The 22,318-nt window shown below is 53.1% G+C and carries 20 protein-coding genes; 11 read left to right on the top strand and 9 right to left on the bottom strand.

The annotated features are described in order from the left end of the window. Positions 1–1,401 carry an MFS transporter gene (locus tag CSE01S_RS08670; protein ID WP_042286875.1) on the bottom strand — a complete coding sequence of 467 codons (1,401 nt, stop codon included), beginning with the start codon at positions 1,399–1,401 and terminating at the stop codon, positions 1–3. Between the two features lie 234 nt (positions 1,402–1,635). Here CSE01S_RS08670 and CSE01S_RS08665 point away from each other — a divergent pair, with 234 nt between their 5' ends. From CSE01S_RS08665 to CSE01S_RS08655, 3 genes are all read left to right on the top strand, one after another. Beyond that, the gene (locus CSE01S_RS08665; protein ID WP_042286873.1) at positions 1,636–2,451 is read left to right on the top strand and encodes an AraC family transcriptional regulator; all 816 of its coding nucleotides are present in this window, start codon (positions 1,636–1,638) and stop codon (positions 2,449–2,451) included. A 310-nt stretch (positions 2,452–2,761) separates the two neighbouring features. Then, positions 2,762–3,166 (top strand): winged helix-turn-helix domain-containing protein, encoded by a 405-nt coding sequence (locus tag CSE01S_RS08660; protein ID WP_042286870.1) that lies wholly within the window; start codon positions 2,762–2,764, stop codon positions 3,164–3,166. Positions 3,167–3,397: 231 nt separating this feature from the next. Further along, positions 3,398–3,871, top strand: coding sequence for a 4Fe-4S dicluster domain-containing protein (locus CSE01S_RS08655; protein ID WP_042286867.1), 474 nt, complete (start codon positions 3,398–3,400; stop codon positions 3,869–3,871). Between the two features lie 42 nt (positions 3,872–3,913). On the opposite strand, the gene avtA is transcribed toward CSE01S_RS08655, so the two are convergent. Further along, positions 3,914–5,167 (bottom strand): valine--pyruvate transaminase, encoded by a 1,254-nt coding sequence (gene avtA, locus CSE01S_RS08650; protein WP_042286864.1) that lies wholly within the window; start codon positions 5,165–5,167, stop codon positions 3,914–3,916. A 172-nt stretch (positions 5,168–5,339) separates the two neighbouring features. Continuing rightward, positions 5,340–7,370, bottom strand: a complete 2,031-nt coding sequence (gene malS, locus CSE01S_RS08645; RefSeq protein WP_042286861.1) for an alpha-amylase — start codon at positions 7,368–7,370, stop codon at positions 5,340–5,342. 316 nt (positions 7,371–7,686) lie between these two features. Here malS and CSE01S_RS08640 point away from each other — a divergent pair, with 316 nt between their 5' ends. Beyond that, positions 7,687–8,511, top strand: coding sequence for a protein bax (locus tag CSE01S_RS08640; protein WP_042286858.1), 825 nt, complete (start codon positions 7,687–7,689; stop codon positions 8,509–8,511). 121 nt (positions 8,512–8,632) lie between these two features. Here the strand turns inward: CSE01S_RS08640 and xylR are convergent, their stop codons facing one another. Continuing rightward, positions 8,633–9,811: a D-xylose utilization transcriptional activator XylR gene (gene xylR / locus CSE01S_RS08635; RefSeq protein ID WP_042286856.1), complete on the bottom strand. Its 1,179-nt coding sequence runs from the start codon at positions 9,809–9,811 to the stop codon at positions 8,633–8,635. A 328-nt stretch (positions 9,812–10,139) separates the two neighbouring features. Here xylR and xylA point away from each other — a divergent pair, with 328 nt between their 5' ends. The 3 genes from xylA (at position 10,140) to yiaB (ending at position 13,532) form a co-directional block, all read left to right on the top strand. Continuing rightward, positions 10,140–11,462: a xylose isomerase gene (gene xylA / locus CSE01S_RS08630; RefSeq protein ID WP_042286853.1), complete on the top strand. Its 1,323-nt coding sequence runs from the start codon at positions 10,140–10,142 to the stop codon at positions 11,460–11,462. A 99-nt stretch (positions 11,463–11,561) separates the two neighbouring features. Beyond that, entirely contained in the window at positions 11,562–13,016 is a 1,455-nt protein-coding gene (gene xylB, locus CSE01S_RS08625; protein ID WP_042286850.1) for a xylulokinase, read from the top strand. A 171-nt stretch (positions 13,017–13,187) separates the two neighbouring features. Then, positions 13,188–13,532 (top strand): inner membrane protein YiaB, encoded by a 345-nt coding sequence (yiaB, locus tag CSE01S_RS08620; protein ID WP_042286847.1) that lies wholly within the window; start codon positions 13,188–13,190, stop codon positions 13,530–13,532. Between the two features lie 126 nt (positions 13,533–13,658). Here yiaB and CSE01S_RS08615 read toward each other — a convergent pair whose 3' ends face one another. Next, complete coding sequence (locus CSE01S_RS08615) at positions 13,659–14,654, bottom strand: acyltransferase (protein ID WP_042286844.1); 996 nt, start codon at positions 14,652–14,654, stop codon at positions 13,659–13,661. A gap of 176 nt (positions 14,655–14,830) precedes the next feature. Here CSE01S_RS08615 and CSE01S_RS08610 point away from each other — a divergent pair, with 176 nt between their 5' ends. The 4 genes from CSE01S_RS08610 (at position 14,831) to hokA (ending at position 18,700) form a co-directional block, all read left to right on the top strand. Continuing rightward, positions 14,831–15,133 (top strand): YsaB family lipoprotein, encoded by a 303-nt coding sequence (locus CSE01S_RS08610; protein WP_042286840.1) that lies wholly within the window; start codon positions 14,831–14,833, stop codon positions 15,131–15,133. Between the two features lie 95 nt (positions 15,134–15,228). Continuing rightward, positions 15,229–16,140, top strand: a complete 912-nt coding sequence (gene glyQ, locus CSE01S_RS08605) for a glycine--tRNA ligase subunit alpha (protein WP_042286838.1) — start codon at positions 15,229–15,231, stop codon at positions 16,138–16,140. 9 nt (positions 16,141–16,149) lie between these two features. Beyond that, a complete protein-coding gene (glyS, locus tag CSE01S_RS08600) occupies positions 16,150–18,219 on the top strand; it encodes a glycine--tRNA ligase subunit beta (RefSeq protein ID WP_042286836.1) in 2,070 nt (689 codons plus the stop codon). Positions 18,220–18,547: 328 nt separating this feature from the next. Further along, entirely contained in the window at positions 18,548–18,700 is a 153-nt protein-coding gene (gene hokA, locus CSE01S_RS08595; RefSeq protein WP_120714894.1) for a type I toxin-antitoxin system toxin HokA, read from the top strand. 129 nt (positions 18,701–18,829) lie between these two features. Here hokA and cueP read toward each other — a convergent pair whose 3' ends face one another. From cueP to CSE01S_RS08575, 4 genes are all read right to left on the bottom strand, one after another. Further along, complete coding sequence (gene cueP, locus CSE01S_RS08590; RefSeq protein ID WP_042286832.1) at positions 18,830–19,369, bottom strand: copper-binding periplasmic metallochaperone CueP; 540 nt, start codon at positions 19,367–19,369, stop codon at positions 18,830–18,832. A gap of 163 nt (positions 19,370–19,532) precedes the next feature. Further along, entirely contained in the window at positions 19,533–19,745 is a 213-nt protein-coding gene (gene cspE, locus CSE01S_RS08585; RefSeq protein ID WP_000014594.1) for a transcription antiterminator/RNA stability regulator CspE, read from the bottom strand. Between the two features lie 272 nt (positions 19,746–20,017). Continuing rightward, positions 20,018–20,308: an HTH-type transcriptional regulator gene (locus CSE01S_RS08580; RefSeq protein WP_042286829.1), complete on the bottom strand. Its 291-nt coding sequence runs from the start codon at positions 20,306–20,308 to the stop codon at positions 20,018–20,020. 252 nt (positions 20,309–20,560) lie between these two features. Next, a complete protein-coding gene (locus CSE01S_RS08575) occupies positions 20,561–21,931 on the bottom strand; it encodes an MFS transporter (protein WP_042286826.1) in 1,371 nt (456 codons plus the stop codon). Positions 21,932–22,318: the final 387 nt, after the last annotated feature.

Below are 22,318 nucleotides of genomic sequence, written 5' to 3'. Positions count from 1 at the left end.
TTATAAATGAACATGACGCTGACGCAGGTCGCTGGCGATTCGCGTCATCATGGGGTTATTGAGTTTGCAATAGCGGATCGACAGCGCCAGCAGCAGATGGAACAGGGCGGGAAGCAGGGTTTCCATTGCGGTAATGCCGCCAAGCGACTGCGCCGTCTGGTTTTCCGCCCCCGGCTGGTAGGCGACAAGAATGAACAGCAGGCTGATGATCCCGGCGCTGGAAGCCCAGGCCAGCTTGATGAAAAACAGGTTAAAGGCGAAGTTCATGCCGGACGAACGCACGCCGGTTTTCCACTCGCCGTAGTCATCGGCGAACGCCATCAGCGAAAAGTGCAGCGGCAACGTGAAGCCAAGAATAATACCGTTACCGAGGATCACCCCCAGCCACAACGTCTGCCAGGCCGGACCGGTGGGTAATAACCACATCAGCACCGCCAGCGCCGCCAGTACCAGGTTGGTGGCGGAGTAAAGTTTGACGGTGTCCACGCGTCGTGTCAGCGGGCTGACGAGCACCGAGCCGATAATCGAAGCGAAGGTCACCATTGTAAAAAACAGTGAGGTATAAGCGGTGCTGCCTTCCAGCACATAGGTGATGAAATACATGTACCCGCCACCGCGAATGTTGAAGACGTTAATCAGCAGGAACGACATCACCAGCATCAGCAGCAACTGATCGTTTTTACGCAGCCCGGCAAGGTGCTCGCGCAGCGTAAATTTTCCCATCATCTCAATCGGCACGCGCTCGCGTACCCAGAAGAAACAGCACAGAAACATGATGACCGCGACCGTACAGAGCGCGCCGACGCCCAACTGGTAGCCCTGGGCGGCGTTACCTTTGCCAAAGATATCGACCATCCACGGCAAACCAACAGAGACCAGAAAGCCCGCCACGCCGCAAAGCACAAAGCGCCAGGACTGACAGGAAATCACCTCATTGTGCCGGGTGGTCATGGTGTTGATCAGTGCGCAATAGGGCACGTTGATCGCGGTATAACCAACGGAAAGCAGCAGATAGGTGCCAAACGCCCAGGCGATTTTGACTCCCATACTGGCGTCCGGCACGGTAAAGGTCAGCACGCCGATGACGCCAATGGGAATGGCCACCCACAGTTGCCAGGGGCGAAAGCGCCCCCACCGGCTTTGCGTGCGATCGGCAATCACCCCCATAATGGGGTCGGAAACGGCATCAAATACGCGCAGGGCAATAAACAGCGTGCCGACTAACGCGGGCGTTAATCCAAACACATCGGTATAGAAAAAGGTGAGAAAGTTCATGATCAGGCAGGTAATAACGGTGCCGCCTGCATCTCCCAGGCCGTAGCCTATTTTTTCACGCACCGAGAGCGCATCGTCGACGCGGCCTTGTGCGAGTTGATCGCGGGTAATCGGTGTAGAGGTCATAGTTATTCCTCGCTAAATGAGGTTTCGGTCAGTGATTATTTTTTTATGACTGATGACCTGATTAATTCTGCCTGGAAGCGGCGATGCAACAAGGCAACGAAAGAGTAAAAAAAGATGACGATTCCGACCTCTGTGCAAAAGTGTGAGGCAGATCCGGTGATTGGCTTATTTTTAGATAATAATCAATAGGTAAAGATATTATTAGCTTCTTTTAAAGCGGGAATTTCCATATCTATGCTCGAATTATCCATGACGCTTCCGATCAAAGTTCAAAACGGCGGATTATTTCTTTCCCGGGGGATCGGACGTCACCCGGCGAGGACATTGTCGTCGTGGGAAATTATTTTCGTTGAAAAAGGTCTGCTGACCATTCAGGAAGAAGAAAACCGATTTTGCGTGGAAGCGGGAGAAAGTTTGCTGCTCTGGCCCCAGCGTCGCCATGTTGGGGTAGAAGATTTTCCCGCTGATCTGCGTTTTTATTGGCTGCATTTCGAGGTAAAAGCGCCGGACAACGATCCGAGATGGCTGACGCACCTTTCAGTGCCACAGCACACGCGCGTGGCGGATCCGCAGGCGCTGATCGCGCTTTTTCGCCAGTTCATGATAGAGCAGGAAAAAATGCAACGCAGTCCGGCGCTGGAATTTATTGTGTTGCTGATATTACAGCAAATGGCTCAGCCTTCCCGACCTACTGATAATACGCAGGAGGCGGGCGTTTCGCTGGCATGGAAAGCGCAACAGTTGATCCGCACGCAATATCATCGTCCTCTTTCCACCACTATTATGGCGCGAGAACTACACTGTAATGCGGATTATCTGGGGCGAGTTTACCGGCGCGTTTTTCATTTAACGCTGACCGAGGCGATTCATCGTCAGCGCGTGCGGGCGGCGGAGAAATTATTGATCAGCGATGCGCGATCCTTAAAAGAGGTTGCTGAACAATGCGGCTTTAGCGACGTGGGCTATTTCCGACAAATTTTCCGTAAGCATACTGGTCTGACCCCTGCCGTCTGGAAACGACGTTACTGCAAAGAACATGTTAATTCATGAGCCTGCTTTACCGCTTCCATAGAAGAAAAATTTGCAATTTGCGTTAAATATGTATGATTAACTTGCAGGGTTGAGCAGTCACCCCTCTTTAGGGGGATTATCTGAAATTTTGCCCTATGGTGTAACAATATGTTGAATAATCGTTTGTTGCAGAGGGAAAATCTGCATCTTTCCCGTGGGAATACGGAAAATACCTCCGCGGGGATCTATTGAAATTAATGCTATTTTTTTTAAACTTGCGATAGACATTAACTACAAGGACTTAATCATGTTTATCTTTCGATAGTGAATTAAACGTGAGTGCTGCAAAATGGAATACCAGTTACATGGATTTATGATTGGTCGTGAAATTTTTTTTGATATAAGCGAGTCAAGAATCTTCAGGCTGCCAGTAAATAAAATGGACAGCGTGATTACTTTCGGCGGCGTTTTTTTTAATCATACCATGCTGCGTCTGTTTGTTTACCTTTTACTTAACGCCCGCACCCATTATGTGTCAAAAGATGAATTACTCGTCAACATCTGGGAAAAAAATGAATTAAGCGCTTCCACACAACGTCTGTCAACGATGGTGAAAAATTTAAATAACAAATTAAATATGCTTGGCCTGCCGCAGCATTCTATCGTTAGCGTAAAAGGAAGCGGATACATACTGGCACTGGATAATATCCAGGCGCTCTATAGCGTCGTCGATGAGGCCGATTATCAAATTTAGATGCCTCTCAATCTGGTGTCAGTTTATTCCGTAGCGTGATGTCGCCTGCGGATTATTCCCCCTGGGCGTTGTCGTCCAGGGTTTTTTTTATGCCGGAACGGTGAGCAATCTTTGGCAAAATCCCAGAACGCCTCGGGCATCTGACAAAATTTCACCGTATCCCCTGTGCGATCAAAGCGACAACGCTATGCTCTCTGGCACTCTGTCATTTTTGGGCGATCGGAGTGAGCTATGAACCGGTTTATTATGGCGGATGCGATGAAATGTATTGGCTGTCGTACCTGCGAAGTCGCATGCGTGGTCTCGCATCAGGAAAATCAGGACTGTGCGGCGGTTTCGGCAGGACAGTTTGTTTCACGTATTCAGGTCATTAAAGAGAACACGTTTACCACCGCGGTCGCCTGCCATCAGTGTGAAGATGCGCCATGCGCCAACGTTTGTCCAACGAACGCGATTCGCCGCGATCGTGGGCACGTTTTTGTGGAGCAGGAACGGTGTATCGGCTGTAAAAGCTGTATGTTGGCCTGTCCGTTTGGCGCCATGAATGTCACCGTTCAGACTTCACGGGTTCAGGCGATCAAATGCGATCTCTGCTGGCACCGCGAGACGGGACCGGCCTGCGTCGCGGCTTGCCCAACGGGAGCATTACAGTGTGTGAATGCGGCAGATATTCAGCGCCAGCGTTTGCATACGCAACCGCTGTAAAAAGGATGGCCCGGCTTGCGTTAGCCGGACCGTTTCGCCAGGCTATTGATTTTCCGCCCAGGCGCGTTCAACTTCTTCCGCCAGTATCTTCACGCCAGCTTCAATCTTTTCTGGGTCCGGCACGTAGTTCATACGCATGCATTGATGCGTGTGCGGCCAGGGTTTATCCAGACCGGGGAAGAAATAGTGCCCCGGCACCATGAGCACGCCGCGCGCTTTAAGACGCTGGTACAGCAGCTCGGTGGTGATGGGCAAATCCTGAAACCACAGCCAGAGGAAAATCGCCCCTTCCGGTTTGTGGATCAGGCAACGATTTTCTGGCAAATAGCGGCGAATGATCGCGAGAGTTTGCTGAACGCGCTGATAATAGAACGGTTTAATTACCGTTTCCGACAAACGCAACAGATCGTTACGTTTGATCATTTCGTTCATTATCGCCGGCCCGATGCCGCCCGGGGCAAGACTGATAATGCCGTTCATATTGGCGATCGCCGTGATGATTTTTTCATTGGCGATGATGATGCCGCAGCGCGAGCCAGGCAGACCCAGCTTGGAGAGGCTCATACACAGCACAATGTTTGGGTTCCACAGCGGACGCGCTTCGCTAAAGATAATGCCCGGGAACGGGACGCCGTAGGCATTATCGATCACCAGCGGAATGCCGTGCTGGTTAGCAAGCGAGTCGAGCTTCATCAGTTCTTCATCGGTAATCACGTTCCCCGTAGGGTTTGTCGGGCGTGAGACGCAAATCATCCCCGTATCTTCACCAATGTGCAGATGCTCAAAGTCAACGTGATACTTGAACTGTCCTTCCGGTAGCAGCTCAATATTGGGGCGTGCAGAGACAAACAGATCTTCTTCCAGCCCTGAATCCGCGTAGCCGATGTATTCCGGCGCGAGGGGGAACAGCACCTTTTTTGTGCTGCCATCAGCGCGGCGACCGGCAAACAGGTTAAATAAGTAGAAAAACGCGCTTTGACTGCCATTTGTTAGCGCAATATTCTGTGGTTCGATATCCCAACCCAGATTCTCACGGAGTAGCGAAGCGAGCGCGCTGAGCAGCTCGGTTTTTCCCTGTGGACCGTCATAATTGCAAAGCGCATCAGTGGCTTTGCCGTTTTCCAGCATTCCGGCAAGCAACGAATGGAAATAATCCTGCATCGCCGGGATTTGTGCCGGATTACCGCCACCCAGCATGATAGCGCCGGGGGTGCGTAAACCGTCGTTGAGGTCTTCCATCAGGCGGGTAATGCCTGAATGACGGGTGAATTTGTCGCCAAAAAGTGAAAATGTCATAACGGATGGTCTGTCAAACGCTGAATCAAAGTGGCTTACCTTAACGCCAGCACTGGCAGGGTGCAAATCGGGTCTGTCATGGGGTCTTGACGTTTTATGCTGGATATCCTGACCACCATGGTATTTCCTGTTGCGGCGTCGGGCGCGCTATGGAACCAGACGCCGCTTCCGCTTAGCGCTGTCCGGCCCAGACAACCATCACTTTGTCGTCTCCGGCCTGGCGCACGAAGCCGTATCCCTGCGTCAGGGTGAGCGTGGTTTGCTTACCCGTGCCGATTGCCGGATGCCTGGCCCTGAACTGACCGAGCCGCTGCCAGTGCGCGATGTTAGCCGCAGATTTCCCGCTGATATCCTGCCAGTTCATCTGTGACCGAGTGCCCTGTAGCGGATCTGAACCGGTCGGACCAAAGGGCCGCGCCGACTCATCGCCATAAAAAATTTGTACCGCGCCCGGCGTCAGGAGCAGCAACTCCGCCGCGTTTCTGCCGCCTTCGCGGAACAGGCGAGTATCGTGGGACGACAGATAAGTCAGCACGTTGAAACTCTGCAACTTTTCCGCCATTTGCTGCCAGGTGGGATCGATAGCCGCCAGGCAATCAACCGCTTTCGCCGCCTGCTCCTGGTAATCAAAGTTAATCATTGCGTCAAAGCCGTGGCGATAGTAGTCACTTTGCATCACCCCGTGTCCCCAGGCCTCACCGGTCATCCAGAAAGGCTTGTCATCAAGCGCCTTGTCCGGGTTGGCTTTTTTCCATTCGACCAGCGCGGCGCTGGCCTGCGTTTTTAACTGTTGCCACGCCGGAAGCTCGACATGTTTGGCCGTATCCACGCGGAATCCATCAATCCCGAAGTCGCGGACCCAGCGGCTCAGCCAGTGGGTCAGATAGTCCCGCGGCGTAAACCCGTCAATGGCTTTAGCATGGGTATCCGTTTTATGTCGATAAAACACCGGCAGACCGGAAGGGTGTGTGGATTCGGTTTTCAGATCCGGCAAGAAGGCCAGCGACATTGTGAGATCGTCAAAGCCTGGGCTGTCGTACTCGCCGATATCGGTGCGTATCCACCCTTTGCCCCACCATTTTTCCCATGCTGCTTTGTCGCTGAAGTTAATGTAATCGTTAAAACTGTGCCAGTTCTGCCCGGCGGCAGGTTTCCAGTCGGTCCAGCGTTCGCCGAGGATCTTTTGCCGTTCTTCGTCGGAAAGATAAAGCGCGCCGAAGCCGAATTCTTGCATGTCGGCCAAGGTTGCATAGCCCGTATGGTTCATCACCACGTCAAAAAGAATGCGGATCCCCCGCTGGTGGGCGCCGTCAACCAGTGCGCGCAGGTCGTCTTCGTTGCCCATATTAGCGTCGAGGCGGGTCCAGTCCTGGGTGTAATAGCCGTGGTAGGCATAATGCGGGAAATCGCCTTTCGTCCCGCCGCCAACCCAGCCGTGGATTTGCTCAAACGGCGCGCTGATCCACAGCGCATTGACGCCCAACTGTTGCAGGTAGTCCAGTTTGCGGGTCAGGCCGCGTAAGTCACCGCCGTGAAAGGTGCCGATCTCTTCCATGCCGTCTTTGTGACGACCATAACTCTGGTCGTTACCGGGATCGCCGTTTTCAAAGCGATCGGTCAGCACAAAATAAACGGTAGCGTTGTGCCAGTCGAACGGGGCTGGCGCGTCGGTTTCTGCCCGCTCAAGCAACAACAGACCGTTGCTGTCCGGCGCGGGTTGCAGGGTGATTTTGCCGTTTTTGACCATTGCAGTCTGCTGACTGTAGAAATCGCGGACTACCGACCCTTCAGGAAAAGTCGGCGCCACATCAAACGTCAGCGGGGATCCGTCCCATTTCGGACACTGGCGAATCACGCTAGCGACCGGTTCCGCATCGCGCTGGAGCGTAATCATTAACGTCGGCGTCCCTGAGCGCGTGTCGATTTCCAGTGTGTAATCACCGTCTCTGAACAGCCGCCACTGCGGCGGCGCGCCTTCGCAGGGCTTCAGCGACAGCATCTGATTGAGTTTTATGGCATTCGCTGGCTGCCAGCACTGTTGGTCAAAATTGAGCGTCAAAGGGCGGGTACCCTTCGTGAGCGTTGCGTGGCTGGAAAATGTCCCCGATCCCCCGGCAGTAAATGCCGGAAAGCCCTGAGCCGTCCACGATGAGGCAACGGCGATCCCCGGCAGCAGCGCCAGAGCAACGGCGGCAAGTTTCATAGTGCGGTCCTTATTGCGGTGATTTTGACCAGTTTGCCTGAGAACCCGTAGTGAAAACTCATCCCCTCGCGGCATTCGGTCAGGCTGAGGCGCGCGGATGAGCGATCGCCGGCAAAAAATGGCCTTAATTTGCGATAACCGCCACATTTTTCTCGAATGACTTCGGTGCGGGATGGTTTATGCGTGACATGATTTCGGATTTAGACTATTTCTTGAGATGCTCTTGATCGTTATTTTTGATATGATTTGAGATTCAGCTCTCAAAATTATGAATAAGATAAGGTGTTGGAATGATTCAATCCGACCAGGAGACCTAATGATATTGACGCCCATGCGACGATATGGGGCAATGATTCTTATGTTACTCACCTTCGTATTTTCGGGTGGGGTGCTGGCAAAGACGCACACGACAACATCGAGTCAAAAGTCCCACATAACAACAGTCAGTGATAAAAAGGTAAGCAGTAAACAAGAGTATTCTCGCAATAGTGCAAAGAGTCGTTCACTTCCTGATTTGCGAAAATACCCTTCCGGAACACCGCGAAAAAAAGCGTTTCTCCGGACGGTTATGCCTTATATTACCAGCCAAAATGCGGCGATCACCGCAGAGCGTAACTGGCTGATTTCAAAACAGTACCAGAACCGCTGGTCACCGTCTGAGCGTACGCGTTTGAAAGATATCGCGAAGCGCTACAAGGTGAAGTGGTCCGGCAACACGCGCCACATTCCGTGGAATACGCTGCTGGAACGCGTGGACATCATCCCGACCAGTATGGTGGCGACGATGGCGGCGGCAGAAAGCGGCTGGGGAACCTCTAAACTTGCGCGTACCAACAATAACCTGTTCGGTATGAAATGCGCGAAAGGGCGTTGCACCAATGCGCCAGGCAAGGTGAAAGGCTACTCGCAGTTCGACTCGGTAAAAGAGTCCGTGAGCGCATACGTCACCAACCTGAACACGCACCCGGCTTACGCCTCATTCCGCAAGTCGCGCGCGCAGCTGCGTAAAACGGATCAGGAAGTCACGGCGACTGCGATGATTCATAAGCTGAAGGGCTATTCGACGAAGGGACAGAGTTATAACAATTATCTGTTCGCGATGTATCAGGATAACCAGCGCTTAATCGCTGCGCATATGTAAGCAAAACGCCGGATGGCGGCTTCGCCTTATCCGGCCTGCAGCGTCCTGCAGGCCCGGTAAGCACAGCGCCACCGGTTTTTTTCGCCCTCCTGGCGATGCCTGATCTCACACGCGCCTCTCCTCACATCAATACTTCACTGTTCACATCGCGGTACTCTTTTGGCGTCGTACCATATTCTTTTTTGAACACGGAATAGAAATATTGTAGCGAAGGGTATCCACACATTTGGGAGATTTCGTTAATCGACAAGGTGGTGGAGATCAGCAGGCTCCGGGCTTTCTCCAGCTTTTCTGCATGGATCACGGCGTGAATCGTTTCGCCGACCTCCTCTTTAAAACGTTTTTCGAGATTTGAACGGGAAATGCCGACGGCATCCAGGACCTGCTCTACCTTAATGCCTTTGCAGGCGTGATTACGGATAAAATGCATAGCCTGAATCACCGCAGGGTCGGTAAGGGAACGGTAATCCGTAGAGCGTCGTTCGACCACACGAACCGGCGGTACCAGAATCCGCTGGAGCGGCATTTCCTCATTCGCGAGCAGACGGTGCAGTAGCTTTGCGGCCTGATAGCCCATCTGCCGCGCCCCTTGCGCCACCGATGACAGCGCCACGCGGGACAGATAGCGGGTCAGCTCCTCGTTATCAATCCCAATTACACACAGCTTTTCTGGCACCGGAATATGAAGATGCTCACACACCTGCAGGACATGGCGGGCGCGGGCGTCGGTCACCGCGATAATACCGGTTTGCGGCGGCAGGGTTTGCAGCCAGTCCGCCAGTCGATTCTGCGCGTGTTGCCACAGCTCCGGCGCGGTTTCCAGCCCCTGGTATACTACGCCCCGGTATTTTTCTTCCGCCACCAGTTGGCGGAAAGCGTGCTCGCGCTCCGCGGCCCAGCGTTTCCCACTGGACGGCGGCAGTCCGTAAAAGGCGAAACGGTTGATGCCTTTCTCTTTCAGATGCAGGAAGGCGCTCTCGACCAGAGCATGGTTATCGGTGGCGATGTAATGTACCGGCGGGTAATTTTCCGCGAGGTGATAGGAGCCGCCTACGCCGACGATGGGAACGTCAACGTCGACCAGCAAACGCGCGATTTCCGCATCGTCGTAGTCGGCAATCACGCCATCGCCTAGCCATTCTTTGATGTTATCAATGCGGGCGCGAAAATCTTCTTCTATGAATATATCCCATTCAGACTGCGACGCTTGTAAATATTCACCGACACCCTCTACAACCTGGCGGTCATAGGCTTTATTCGCATTAAATAACAGGGTAATACGGTGACGTTTATCAAACATAAGAACATATCCTGAACAATGTGAACATGGGCTGGTCGATACTATCACTGGCGTGGCGCCATGCGAAATTGACCATAGCGAAGCGAGGAAGGCAATTCTCATTTCTTATCTGGCGGTTACGGTTTTTTGTTTATTTCTCAACCTTCGAGCTGGATCGCTTTTTATCCCCCCTCATTTCTGCGGTTTTGCGCCTTTTTTTGGGAGCCAGCGCACATTTGGGTATTCTCTTAATGGCGGTGTGAAATAACGTAATTGAGCTCTAAATCGGGAAATTCCAGTATTAAGTCATCGCAATTACTCGCTGTATTACCTGATTACGGAGCTTATTATGCAGGCTTATTTTGACCAACTCGATCGTGTGCGTTTCGAAGGCGCCAAATCCACGAATCCTTTAGCGTTTCGTCATTACAATCCTGATGAAGTCGTGCTGGGCAAACGGATGGAAGATCATCTGCGCTTTGCTGCCTGCTACTGGCATACCTTCTGCTGGAACGGGGCGGATATGTTCGGCGTCGGCGCGTTCAACCGTCCGTGGCAGCAACCGGGTGAAGCGCTGGCGCTGGCAGAACGTAAAGCAGATGTCGCGTTTGAGTTTTTTCACAAGCTGAATGTTCCGTTCTACTGCTTCCACGATGTCGACGTTTCTCCGGAAGGCGCGTCGCTGAAAGAATATAAAAACAACTTTGCCCACATGGTCGATGTGCTGGCCGCGAAACAAGAAGAAAGCGGCGTGAAGCTGCTGTGGGGCACCGCAAACTGCTTCACCAACCCACGTTACGGCGCAGGCGCAGCGACCAACCCGGACCCGGAGGTCTTTAGCTGGGCGGCCACGCAGGTGGTGACGGCGATGGAAGCCACTCATAAGCTGGGCGGCGAAAACTACGTGCTGTGGGGCGGTCGTGAAGGCTATGAAACCTTGCTGAACACCGACCTGCGTCAGGAACGCGAACAAATTGGCCGCTTCATGCAGATGGTCGTTGAGCATAAACACAAAATTGGCTTCCAGGGAACGCTGCTGATCGAGCCGAAACCGCAGGAGCCCACCAAGCATCAGTATGATTACGACGCGGCGACCGTCTATGGCTTCCTGAAGCAGTTTGGTCTGGAAAAAGAGATCAAACTGAATATTGAAGCGAACCACGCCACGCTGGCAGGCCACTCTTTCCATCATGAAATTGCGACCGCGATCGCGCTGGGCCTGTTCGGATCTGTTGATGCTAACCGCGGCGACGCGCAGTTAGGCTGGGATACCGACCAGTTCCCGAACAGCGTTGAGGAAAATGCGCTGGTCATGTATGAAATCCTGAAAGCGGGCGGCTTCACCACTGGGGGCCTGAACTTTGACGCCAAAGTCCGTCGTCAGAGCACCGACAAATACGATCTGTTCTACGGTCATATCGGCGCGATGGACACCATGGCGCTGTCGCTGAAAATCGCTGCGCGCATGATCGAGGATGGCGAGCTGGATAAACGCGTGGCGAAGCGTTATGCAGGCTGGAACAGCGAACTGGGTCAGCAGATCCTCAAAGGCCAGATGTCGTTAAGCGAACTGGCGCAGTATGCTGAACAGCATAACCTGGCGCCGGTTCATCAGAGTGGACATCAGGAGCAGTTGGAAAACCTGGTGAACTATTATCTGTTCGACAAATAAGCGTTTTTGCCGGGCGGCGCTCTGTTTGCCCGGCCTACGGTTGTTGTAGGCCCGGTGAGCTTCGCGCTGCCGGGCCTTTTCATTGAAGGAACCCACAACATGTATATCGGGATCGATCTTGGCACCTCGGGCGTGAAGGTTATTTTGCTCAACGAGCAGGGCGAGGTTGTGGCATCGCAAACGGAAAAGCTCACCGTCTCTCGTCCCCACCCGCTTTGGTCCGAGCAGGACCCCGAGCAGTGGTGGCTGGCGACCGACCGCGCCATAAAGGCGCTCGGCAAGCAACATTCGTTGCGCAATGTTAAAGCGTTGGGGATTGCCGGACAAATGCACGGCGCGACGTTACTTGACGCCCGACAGCGCGTTTTGCGTCCTGCCATTTTATGGAACGACGGGCGCTGCGGCGAAGAATGCGCGCTACTGGAGACGCAGGTTCCGCAGTCGCGTGAAATCACCGGCAACCTGATGATGCCCGGCTTTACCGCGCCGAAGCTGCTCTGGGTGAAGCGCCATGAGCCGGATATTTTCCGCCAGGTGGCGAAAGTGCTGCTGCCGAAGGATTATCTGCGTTTACGTATGACGGGCGAGTTTGCCAGCGATATGTCGGATGCGGCGGGAACAATGTGGCTGGATGTTGAAAAGCGCGACTGGAGCGACGTGATGCTGAATGCCTGCGGCCTGAGCCGTGACCATATGCCCACGCTGTTTGAAGGCAGCGACATCAGCGGAACGCTGCTACCAGAGATCGCGATGGCGTGGGGAATGCCGTCGGTATCGGTTGTCGCGGGTGGGGGAGACAATGCGGTGGGGGCTGTGGGCGTCGGGATGATTGATGCCAATCAGGCCATGCTGTCGCTGGGTACCTCCGGGGTTTATTTTGCTGTCAGCGAAGGATTTCTTAGCAAGCCGGAAAGTGCCGTGCACAGCTTCTGTCACGCGTTGCCGGGCCGCTGGCATTTGATGTCGGTGATGCTGAGCGCGGCGTCCTGCCTTGACTGGGCGGCAAAACTCACCGGGCTGGAAACCGTCCCTGCACTGTTGGCGGCGGCCCAGAAAGCGGATGACAGCGCCGATCCCGTCTGGTTTTTACCGTATCTTTCCGGCGAGCGGACGCCGCATAACAATCCACAGGCGAAGGGGGTTTTCTTTGGTCTGACGCACCAGCACGGTCCGGCTGAACTGGCGCGCGCGGTGCTGGAAGGGGTAGGTTATGCGCTGGCCGACGGGATGGATGTCGTGCATGCCTGCGGCGTGAAGCCGCAAGGTATTACGCTTATCGGCGGCGGCGCGCGTAGCGCCTGGTGGCGACAAATGCTGGCAGATATCAGCGGATTGCAGTTGGATTACCGCACGGGGGGCGATGTCGGGCCAGCGCTTGGCGCAGCCCGTCTGGCGCAGATCGCCGTCAATCCGGAGAAGCCGTTATCTGAGCTGCTGCCGGAGCTGCCGCTGGAACAAACGCATCTGCCTGACGCACAGCGTCATACGCTTTATCAGCAGCGACGCGAAACGTTCCGCCGTCTTTATCAACAGCTACATCCCCTGATGTCCTGATCGTACTCCCTCCTGTATACAGGAGGGATGTATTCTTCGTATAGAAATGGCTTATCGATAAATTATTTATATGAATTTATTCTTAAATTCTTTCACTTAAGTCTTTTTTAATTGTTGTTCCTGTCGGGTTATCCCTAATCTGCATAACACGCGTTGGATAAGGAGATCCCAGTGAAAGGCGCAACGTTGATTGCATGGCTGTTATGTATTTCAGGCACGTTGACTTACGTTATTGGCCTATGGCGAGCATGCCCGTTACTCAGTGGAAAAGGCTATTTTCTCGGGGTGCTGATGACCGCATGGTTTGTCACATGGGTTTATCTACGAGAAATGACGCGTGGTCAACTTGACGAACGCTTTATTGTCGTCTGCAAACTGGTGGCATTAATTACGATGGGTTTATTTTGCGTCGGAATTATGAATGCGCCGCTCACGACAGTGGAGAAAGTGATTCACCCCATTGCTCTCTTTGTCAGTCTTCTGGGGTTTGTTCGTCTCATACGTGCGTCAGATTAGTAAAATAATGATTTTATTATTGTGGTGCCTGACCTGTTTATTATTGCGGCGATTGAAACGCCGTCTTGCCTGAAGTCGTTAATTCTTACTCTCTACGCCCGGTCAGCACAGACCGGGCGTTTTGTTTCAGCTAACCAGTCGGCGGGTATCGACCCGCTGCAACAGCATTGACAGCAGTAAACTGACGCAAAGCGTTGCGCTAAAAATCCACAGCATGTCCAGCGGCGGCCAGCGTTTGATCTCCAGGCCGCTGGTGCGCAACGCGTGAATGATCAACGCATGGAACCCGTAAATGCCCAGCGAATGGCGGGAGATCAGCCCAAGCCCCGGAAGCGTTCCGCCATTCAGCGTGTTTTTCACCAGCGTCAGTAGCGCGATGGCGCAGATAAACACCATTGGCCCACAATAAAGATACCAGGTATCAGCGAAATTACCGCGCCACTGTAGCTCGTGCAGCGTGCCACGAGAAATAACCCCGACGGCGACAATAAATACCACGACGCTTAGCCAACTTAGCGCCCGTTTTTGTGTCTCCATCATGCCGATCGCACGTCCCAACATGCCATAGAGGATGTAATAGAAGGTGTCGCCGTTGATATACAAATTGATGGGCAACCATTCAACCCCGCCGATTTTTTGCGGTACGGTATTGGGGTTGGCGACAATCCCTGTCACGACCATCAGCACCAGCAGCATCTTGCCGCTAACGTTTTTTACCTGGATCAGCGGTGAAACCAGGTAGATCACGGCGATCGCAAAGAAAAACCACAGATGATAGAACACCGGTTTTTGCAGCAGATTTTTGAGAGAAAGTTCAGCGTTAATAGAGGTAAACAGCGTGATGTATGCCAACGCGACGGCGCTGTAGAACAAAAGGCACAGGGCGATGCGCACGAAATGGCGCTTTTGTGCGCTGCGTTCGCCAAAAAAGAGGTAACCTGAAATCATAAAAAACAGCGGTACGCTGACGCGGGAAGCGGAATTCAGGATATTCGCGAGATCCCAGTTCGCGGTGCTGACGCTGTGGGCGTTGGTGATGTACCAGGTCGTGGTATGGATCATCACCACCATCAAGCAGGCGATCCCTCGCAGGTTATCAATCCAGAAAATTTTGGGCTGCATCAGTTCCTCTGTTTCGATGTTAAAAAAGGTCTAACTCACATTTCATCAGCCTGTCTTGTTGGAAAAATCTGAGTTTTTACGCTAAAGCTTGTGATGGCCCGGTAGGGTTCGCAAAAATATGTTTGCCCTGCACCGTAATAATAATAAAACGTTCTCATCCACCAGGCGGTAATAAAATGATGATAAAGCCACTCTTTTCAGCCGTTGTCTTCGTCATGCTGACGGGCTGCGCCGTGACGCCGCCACCGCCGCAAAAGGCGCAGCAGGCAAAAATGAGCCCAACGCGCTCGCTGGATATGGAAGCGCTCTGCAAAGATCAGGCGGCCCGACGTTACAACACGGACACGAAAGAAATTGATGTCACCGGCTTCGAACAGTTTCAGGCAAGCTATGAGATGCGCGGTTATACCTTCCGTAAAGAGAGTTTTGTCTGCTCTTTTGATGCGGATGGGCAGTTTTTACATCTTTCCATGCGCTAAGCCCTGCCTTTTTCCCGTTACGTACTGTATATCTTGCAGTCAGCGGGTATACTGGACCCTTCCTTTAAATCCACACGTATCCAGCACGAAATAATATGCAAAAGTTTGATACCAGGACCTTCCAGGGCTTGATCCTGACCTTACAGGATTACTGGGCTCGCCAGGGCTGTACCATTGTTCAACCATTGGACATGGAAGTCGGCGCGGGAACTTCTCATCCCATGACCTGCCTGCGCGCGCTGGGGCCAGAACCGATGGCGACTGCTTATGTGCAGCCTTCTCGTCGTCCGACCGATGGTCGTTATGGCGAAAACCCGAACCGTTTACAGCACTATTACCAGTTCCAGGTGGTGATTAAGCCGTCTCCGGACAACATTCAGGAACTGTATCTTGGCTCGCTGAAAGAACTGGGTATGGACCCGACCATCCACGATATTCGTTTCGTTGAAGATAACTGGGAAAACCCGACGCTGGGCGCCTGGGGTCTTGGCTGGGAAGTGTGGCTGAACGGTATGGAAGTGACGCAGTTCACTTACTTCCAGCAGGTTGGCGGCCTGGAGTGTAAGCCGGTTACCGGTGAGATCACCTACGGCCTGGAACGTCTGGCGATGTACATTCAGGGCGTAGACAGCGTTTATGACCTGGTCTGGAGCGACGGCCCGTTGGGTAAAACCACCTACGGCGACGTGTTCCATCAAAACGAAGTGGAGCAATCCACCTATAACTTCGAATACGCGGATGTGGATTTTCTCTTTACCTGCTTCGAGCAGTACGAGAAAGAAGCGCAGCAGCTGCTGGCGCTGGACAACCCGCTGCCGCTACCCGCTTACGAGCGTATTCTGAAGGCCGCCCATAGCTTCAACCTGCTGGATGCGCGTAAAGCCATCTCCGTCACCGAGCGTCAGCGCTACATTCTGCGCATTCGCACCCTGACCAAAGCAGTGGCAGAAGCTTACTACGCTTCCCGTGAAGCCCTCGGCTTCCCGATGTGCAATAAAGACAACTAAGAGGCGGCCATGTCTGAGAAAACTTTTCTGGTGGAAATTGGCACTGAAGAGCTGCCACCAAAAGCCCTGCGCAGCCTGGCTGAGTCCTTTGCTGCGAACGTCACTGCGGAGCTGGATAACGCTGGCCTCGCACACGGCAACGTTGAATGGTTTGCCGCGCCGCGCCGTCTGGCGCTGAAAGTGGCGAACCTTGCGGAGTCCCAACCCGATCGCGAAGTGGAAAAACGCGGTCCGGCGATTGCGCAGGCTTTCGATGCAGAAGGCAATCCGAGCAAAGCGGCTGAAGGCTGGGCGCGCGGCTGCGGTATCACCGTCGACCAGGCCGAGCGTCTGACCACGGACAAAGGCGAATGGCTGCTGTATCGCGCTCATGTGAAAGGCGAGCGCGCCGAAGTATTGCTGCCGAACATGATCGCCACGTCTTTGACGAAGTTGCCGATTCCGAAACTGATGCGTTGGGGCGCGTCTGACGTCCATTTCGTGCGTCCGGTTCATACGGTAACGCTGTTGTTGGGCGACAAGGTGCTGCCGGCAACGATTCTGGGTATCCAGTCCGATCGCGTGATTCGCGGTCATCGCTTTATGGGCGAGCCAGAATTCACCATCGACAATGCCGATCAGTATCCGCAAATTTTGCTGGAGCGCGGTAAAGTTATGGCCGACTATGAAGCGCGTAAAGCGAAAATCAAAGCTGACGCCATTGAGGCGGCGCGCAACATTGGCGGTAACGCCGACCTGAGCGAAAGCCTGCTGGAAGAAGTCACCTCGCTGGTGGAATGGCCAGTGGTGCTGACCGCGAAGTTCGAAGAGAAATTCCTTGCGGTGCCGTCTGAAGCGCTGGTTTACACCATGAAAGGCGACCAGAAATACTTCCCGGTTTACGCGAATGACGGCAAACTGCTACCGAACTTTATCTTCGTCGCCAACATCGAATCCAAAGATCCTCAGCAGATCATCTCCGGTAATGAGAAGGTGGTTCGCCCGCGTCTGGCGGATGCGGAGTTCTTCTTCAATACCGACCGTAAAAAACGTCTGGAAGATCATCTGCCGCGTCTGCAAACCGTATTGTTTCAGCAGCAACTGGGTACGCTGCGTGACAAAACCGATCGCATTCAGGCGCTGGCTGGCTGGATTGCCGGTCAGATTGGCGCAGACGTGAACCACGCGACCCGGGCGGGCCTGCTGTCAAAATGTGACCTGATGACCAATATGGTCTTTGAGTTCACTGACACTCAGGGCGTCATGGGCATGCACTATGCTCGCCACGACGGCGAAGCAGAAGATGTGGCTGTCGCGCTGAACGAGCAGTATCAGCCGCGCTTTGCGGGCGATGCGCTGCCGTCTAATCTGGTAGCCTGCGCGCTGGCGATTGCGGACAAAATGGACACTCTGGCGGGTATCTTCGGCATTGGTCAGCATCCGAAAGGAGACAAAGATCCGTTCGCGCTGCGTCGAGCCGCGCTGGGCGTACTGCGCATCATCGTCGAGAAAAACCTGAATCTGGATCTACAGACACTGACCGAAGAAGCGGCGCGTTTGTATGGCGACAAGCTGACCAACGCGAACGTCGTGGACGATGTGATCGACTTTATGCTCGGTCGTTTCCGCGCCTGGTACCAGGATGAAGGTTATAGCGTTGACACCATTCAGGCGGTACTGGCGCGTCGTCCGACGCGTCCGGCAGACTTCGACGCGCGTATGAAGGCCGTCTCACACTTCCGTACGCTGGAAGCCGCGTCGGCGCTGGCGGCAGCAAACAAGCGTGTCTCCAATATTCTGGCGAAGTCTGATGAAACGCTGAATGACATCGTTCACGCATCCGTACTGAAAGAGGCGGCGGAAATGGCGCTGGCCAGAGACCTGGTGGTACTGCGTGACAAGCTGCAGCCGTACTTTGCCGAAGGTCGCTACCAGGACGCGCTGATTGAGCTGGCTTCCCTGCGTCAACCGGTGGATGAGTTCTTTGAGAATGTGATGGTCAATGCGGAAGACAAAGAGGTGCGTATCAACCGTCTGACGCTGCTGTCTAAACTCCGTGAGCTGTTCCTGCAAGTCGCGGATATTTCGCTGCTACAATAAGCGAATCGTTAATAATAAAAAGCCTGCCATTGCGCGGGCTTTTTTATTGTCAAAAAATGATTAATAGAATCGCTAATAATATTCTGCTAAATGACAATGTATAATTCATTGAGCGGAAGAAAATACTTTAGGAATTTATTAACGAAGGCAAACACGATATTTGCAGTAGAATGCAGACGGGTGCTTGAGACTGGCTGTCTCAGGTATTCACCAGATGGCAGACAGAGAAAAGCCCCACCTGACAATAAATCAAAGTGAGGCCGCCTCTATGCCTGAACACCATAAGAGTAGCCTCTTACCTGTTGAAAATCAACACCGGAGGCTGATGATGCCGCAAAGATGTATATTGTGCAGTTTAATAGTGATATGTCTCACTATTTTATTATTTACCTGGATGGTTCGTGATTCATTATGCGAATTACATATCAGACAGGGAAATAATGAACTGGCGGCGTTTTTAGCCTGTGAAGTGAAACAGTAAGAGCATCTGGCGGGGCGTTGTCCCCGCCATTCTTCTGGTGTGAAGTATTCTCAATGCACCCTTTTACTTTTGCGTTACTGTGTTTTTCGCCCGATCGGCATAGCGCTATCGGGCATTATCATTATGCGTTTATTGTAACTGCAATTCCGTCAGACAGGTCTGGCTGTCTTCTCTTGTCGCAAAAGCATGAGACGCCATTTTCCCGTTGTAGCTCACCTCGATTATCCCTTCCATATTGCGCGGCAGCCACACGCCGATAAAGCCGTTCTGATGGCTTTTCATCGGTTTCTCAATTAGCACATCGCCTTTGCTGTCCGTGATTTTGACGTTAAATGTGGTGTCAGGCATTTCCCCCTGGCAGCCGGAGAGGCTGTGGTTAAAGCAGGGATGGGTCTGGCGCTGGTAGGGCGCAAAGGAAAGATAAAACTTTTCGCCCAACGGCAGTGTATACGCCTGCTCGCCGGAAGAGAGTTTCAGCGCCGTACTGGTAATGGAGGCTGACAGGGGGAGCGGGCGCGCCTGCGGCGTCTGGTCAAGCGCATCGACCATCTGTTCGACGGTTTTACCGGCAAGCCCATGTTCCGCCAGGAAAGCGGCTTGAGGAGAAGCAGCGAAAACAGTGCCGCTGGCGAACAGGCCCAGCGTCAACAGCAGAGGACGTATAGACATTGTATCAATTCCATGTGAAAAGAAAGGATATCACTATAAAGCTTTCCCTAAGGGGAAGGTCAAAGCCAGACGAGGTAAAGTAATGCAAAGACAGGAGGGTAGGACGGAGATAAAAAAAATCCCCGCCGTCTGGCAGGGATTCTGAATACTGAGCTTTTAAAGCTTACAGGCTGGTTACGTTGCCAGCTGCCGGGCCTTTAGCGCCGCTTTCGATGGTGAAGGAAACTTTCTGACCTTCATCCAGAGATTTGTAGCCATCGTTCTGGATAGCAGAGAAGTGTACGAACACGTCTTTAGAGCCATCGTCAGGAGTGATGAAGCCGAAGCCTTTGTCAGCGTTGAACCATTTTACGATACCAGTCATTTTACCGGACATAGTGTATTACCTTTTAAAAAATAAGTGTGCCTTTCGGCGATATGGCGTGCTTTACAGATTTTTTAAGCGTTAAAGGAAATGCGCACTACGAGGGGTATCAACGATAACTCTTGAAGGGGACTGCCTTACTAAACTGCTTTAATGGTCTGTACGTCAAACCGTTGAACGCATTAACTCATGTAACGCCGGGTGATGCAACTTTTATTTTACTTCTTTCTGCTTTATGGTCGAAAAACGGTCCTGAAACAGGACCGTTCATCCTAAGAGACAGGTCATTCCATCAACTGCTTACTGAGCGCCGGGTTAGCTTGTATCAGGCGCATCAGCTTCAATTCGGTACTCGAAGGCTTCACGCGTTTCGATTCCCATTCCTGAACCATGGCGACAGACACGCCTAACGCTCTGGCGAAATCGTCAATTTTAAGTCCGCTGCCCCGTCTGCACTGTTCAATGTCAGTGAGGGAGGCGGATTTTTGCGTCAGGGTCGTTCTCGGCAATTCATCTTTAAAAACAATTTGTTCCAGGCTGCTCAGCAGCTCAAACATCGGATCTTTATATTCCATTTAGAACTCCTGTAAATCACACAGCGGGATCGTGAATTTCATCGAAGCCAGTTAAGAATAGTCGTAAAAGAGAAAGTTTGTGGGCCGTCACAGTTTTTAGTGGATGAAAAGACACGTTTCAGCGCCGCGCAGGACTATTTTGTAGCCTGCTAAGAATCTGATAATGAGCGGATTACGCTACGGTAAAGGACGTATTGTAAAGATTGCAAAAATATGACGCTTCCCGACAGGCGCGCACCTGTCGGGAAAACATCAGGCTTTTTGTGTGGCGTTGCCTGGGTCTTTTGCCGTCCCCGGCGACGTGGAAAGCTGGCGATTGCCCACCCAATATTTCACCATCAGGGCGAAGGCGGAAACCAGCGCAGGGATCGCCAGGAAGGTGAAAATGGTTTCAAAAGCCAGTTGCGCCTGCATCAGGAACGCGCCGCTAAACGCGCCAAGAATGCCGCCGAAGCGACCCAGACCCAGCATCCATGCCACGCCGGTGGCGCGCCCCTGAGTCGGATAAAACCCGGCGGCCAGCGCGGGCATGGACGATTGCGCACCATTCATTATCGTCCCGGCGATAAAGACCATCACGCCCATCAATACCAGACTGCTGGTAGAGAACCCGACCAGGCAGACGAACACCCCGGTCAGCAGCCAGCCCACCGCCACCACTTTGTTCGGGTTGAACTTATCCATTAACGCGCCGAGCACCAGAACGCCAATACCGCCGCCCAATGGGAAGAGGGCGGTAATAATCGACGCCTGGCTCAGGGTCGCGCCCGTTTCGCGGATCAGCAGCGGCAGCCAACTGGTCAACAGATAAAAAATCAGCAGACCCATAAAGTAGGTCAGACAGAGCATGACTGTTCCGAGCGCATAGCGCGGTGAGAAGATCACGCCCAGCGCCGATTTCTCTTTCACCTGGCCGGTTTCATGCAACACAAAATGGGTGGCGTCGGGGACGGGGGCGATGCGGCGCAGAATCGCGCCAATCTGCTGTTGGGATCTGTTTTTAACCACCAGATAACGGGCCGATTCCGGCAGCAGAAACACCAGTATTACCGCCAGCGCCAGCGGCATCACGCCGCCGAGGATCAGTACGCTCTGCCAGCCGTAGTGTGGTATTAACCACGCAGAGATAAAGCCACCCATTGATGAGCCGATCGGAAAGCCGACAAACATCAGGTTCACCAGCAGCGCGCGGCGGCGCTCCGGGGCATATTCGCTCATTAAGGTGGCGGCATTCGGCATCGCCGCCCCCAGCCCCAGCCCGGTTAAAAAACGCAGCGCGGTCAACTGATTGAGCGAACTGGCAAAGGCGGTCAGCAGGCTGAAGCCGCCGAAGACGATGATCGACATGATCAGCACCTTTTTGCGGCCAATCCGGTCCGCCATCGGACCTGCGGTCAGCGCCCCGACGGCGAGGCCGACCAGCGCGGCGCTCATGACTGGCCCGAGCGCGGATTTTTCCACGCCCCATTCGGAAACCAGATCGGAGGCAATGAAGCCAATAATGGCGGTGTCGAATCCGTCCATCGCGACGGTCACAAAGCACAGCACGAGAATCATCCACTGGTATTTCGAGAAAGGATGCTCGTTAATAAACGCTTGAATATCAGTCGTTCTGTTTGTCATGCGGTTATTCCTGCAAAAGCAAGGCGGGGGGACAGAGGCTTTTTTATATTCTCCACCGCAGGCGTTGAAATTGAATGTGCGATTATCGAACATTTATTCGTTAATCGTTCATTTAATCAAAACATTGAAGTGACGCCTGGGCAATCGTTCCGCCGTGGTTAACGTGCGATAATCGGTCGAATTAGCCGGATATTGTCGGTAAACGGAGTAAAAGCGCTGATAAATCATAGTGCTATTTCTGTACCGCGCCATTCTTCTGACCGCGGTAATTGTGATGTAATTAACAATAAAGTAACAAGTCAGGGAAGGATGTCTGGTGATATAAATTCCGCCACAAGATTATGCAGAAGGGGTATCCTGCGAAGCTGACCTGGACTATCCTTGTGA

It is taken from the genome of Citrobacter sedlakii NBRC 105722 (assembly GCF_000759835.1).
GTDB lineage: Bacteria > Pseudomonadota > Gammaproteobacteria > Enterobacterales > Enterobacteriaceae > Citrobacter_A > Citrobacter_A sedlakii.
This window is presented reverse-complemented; position numbering and strand designations above follow the sequence as displayed.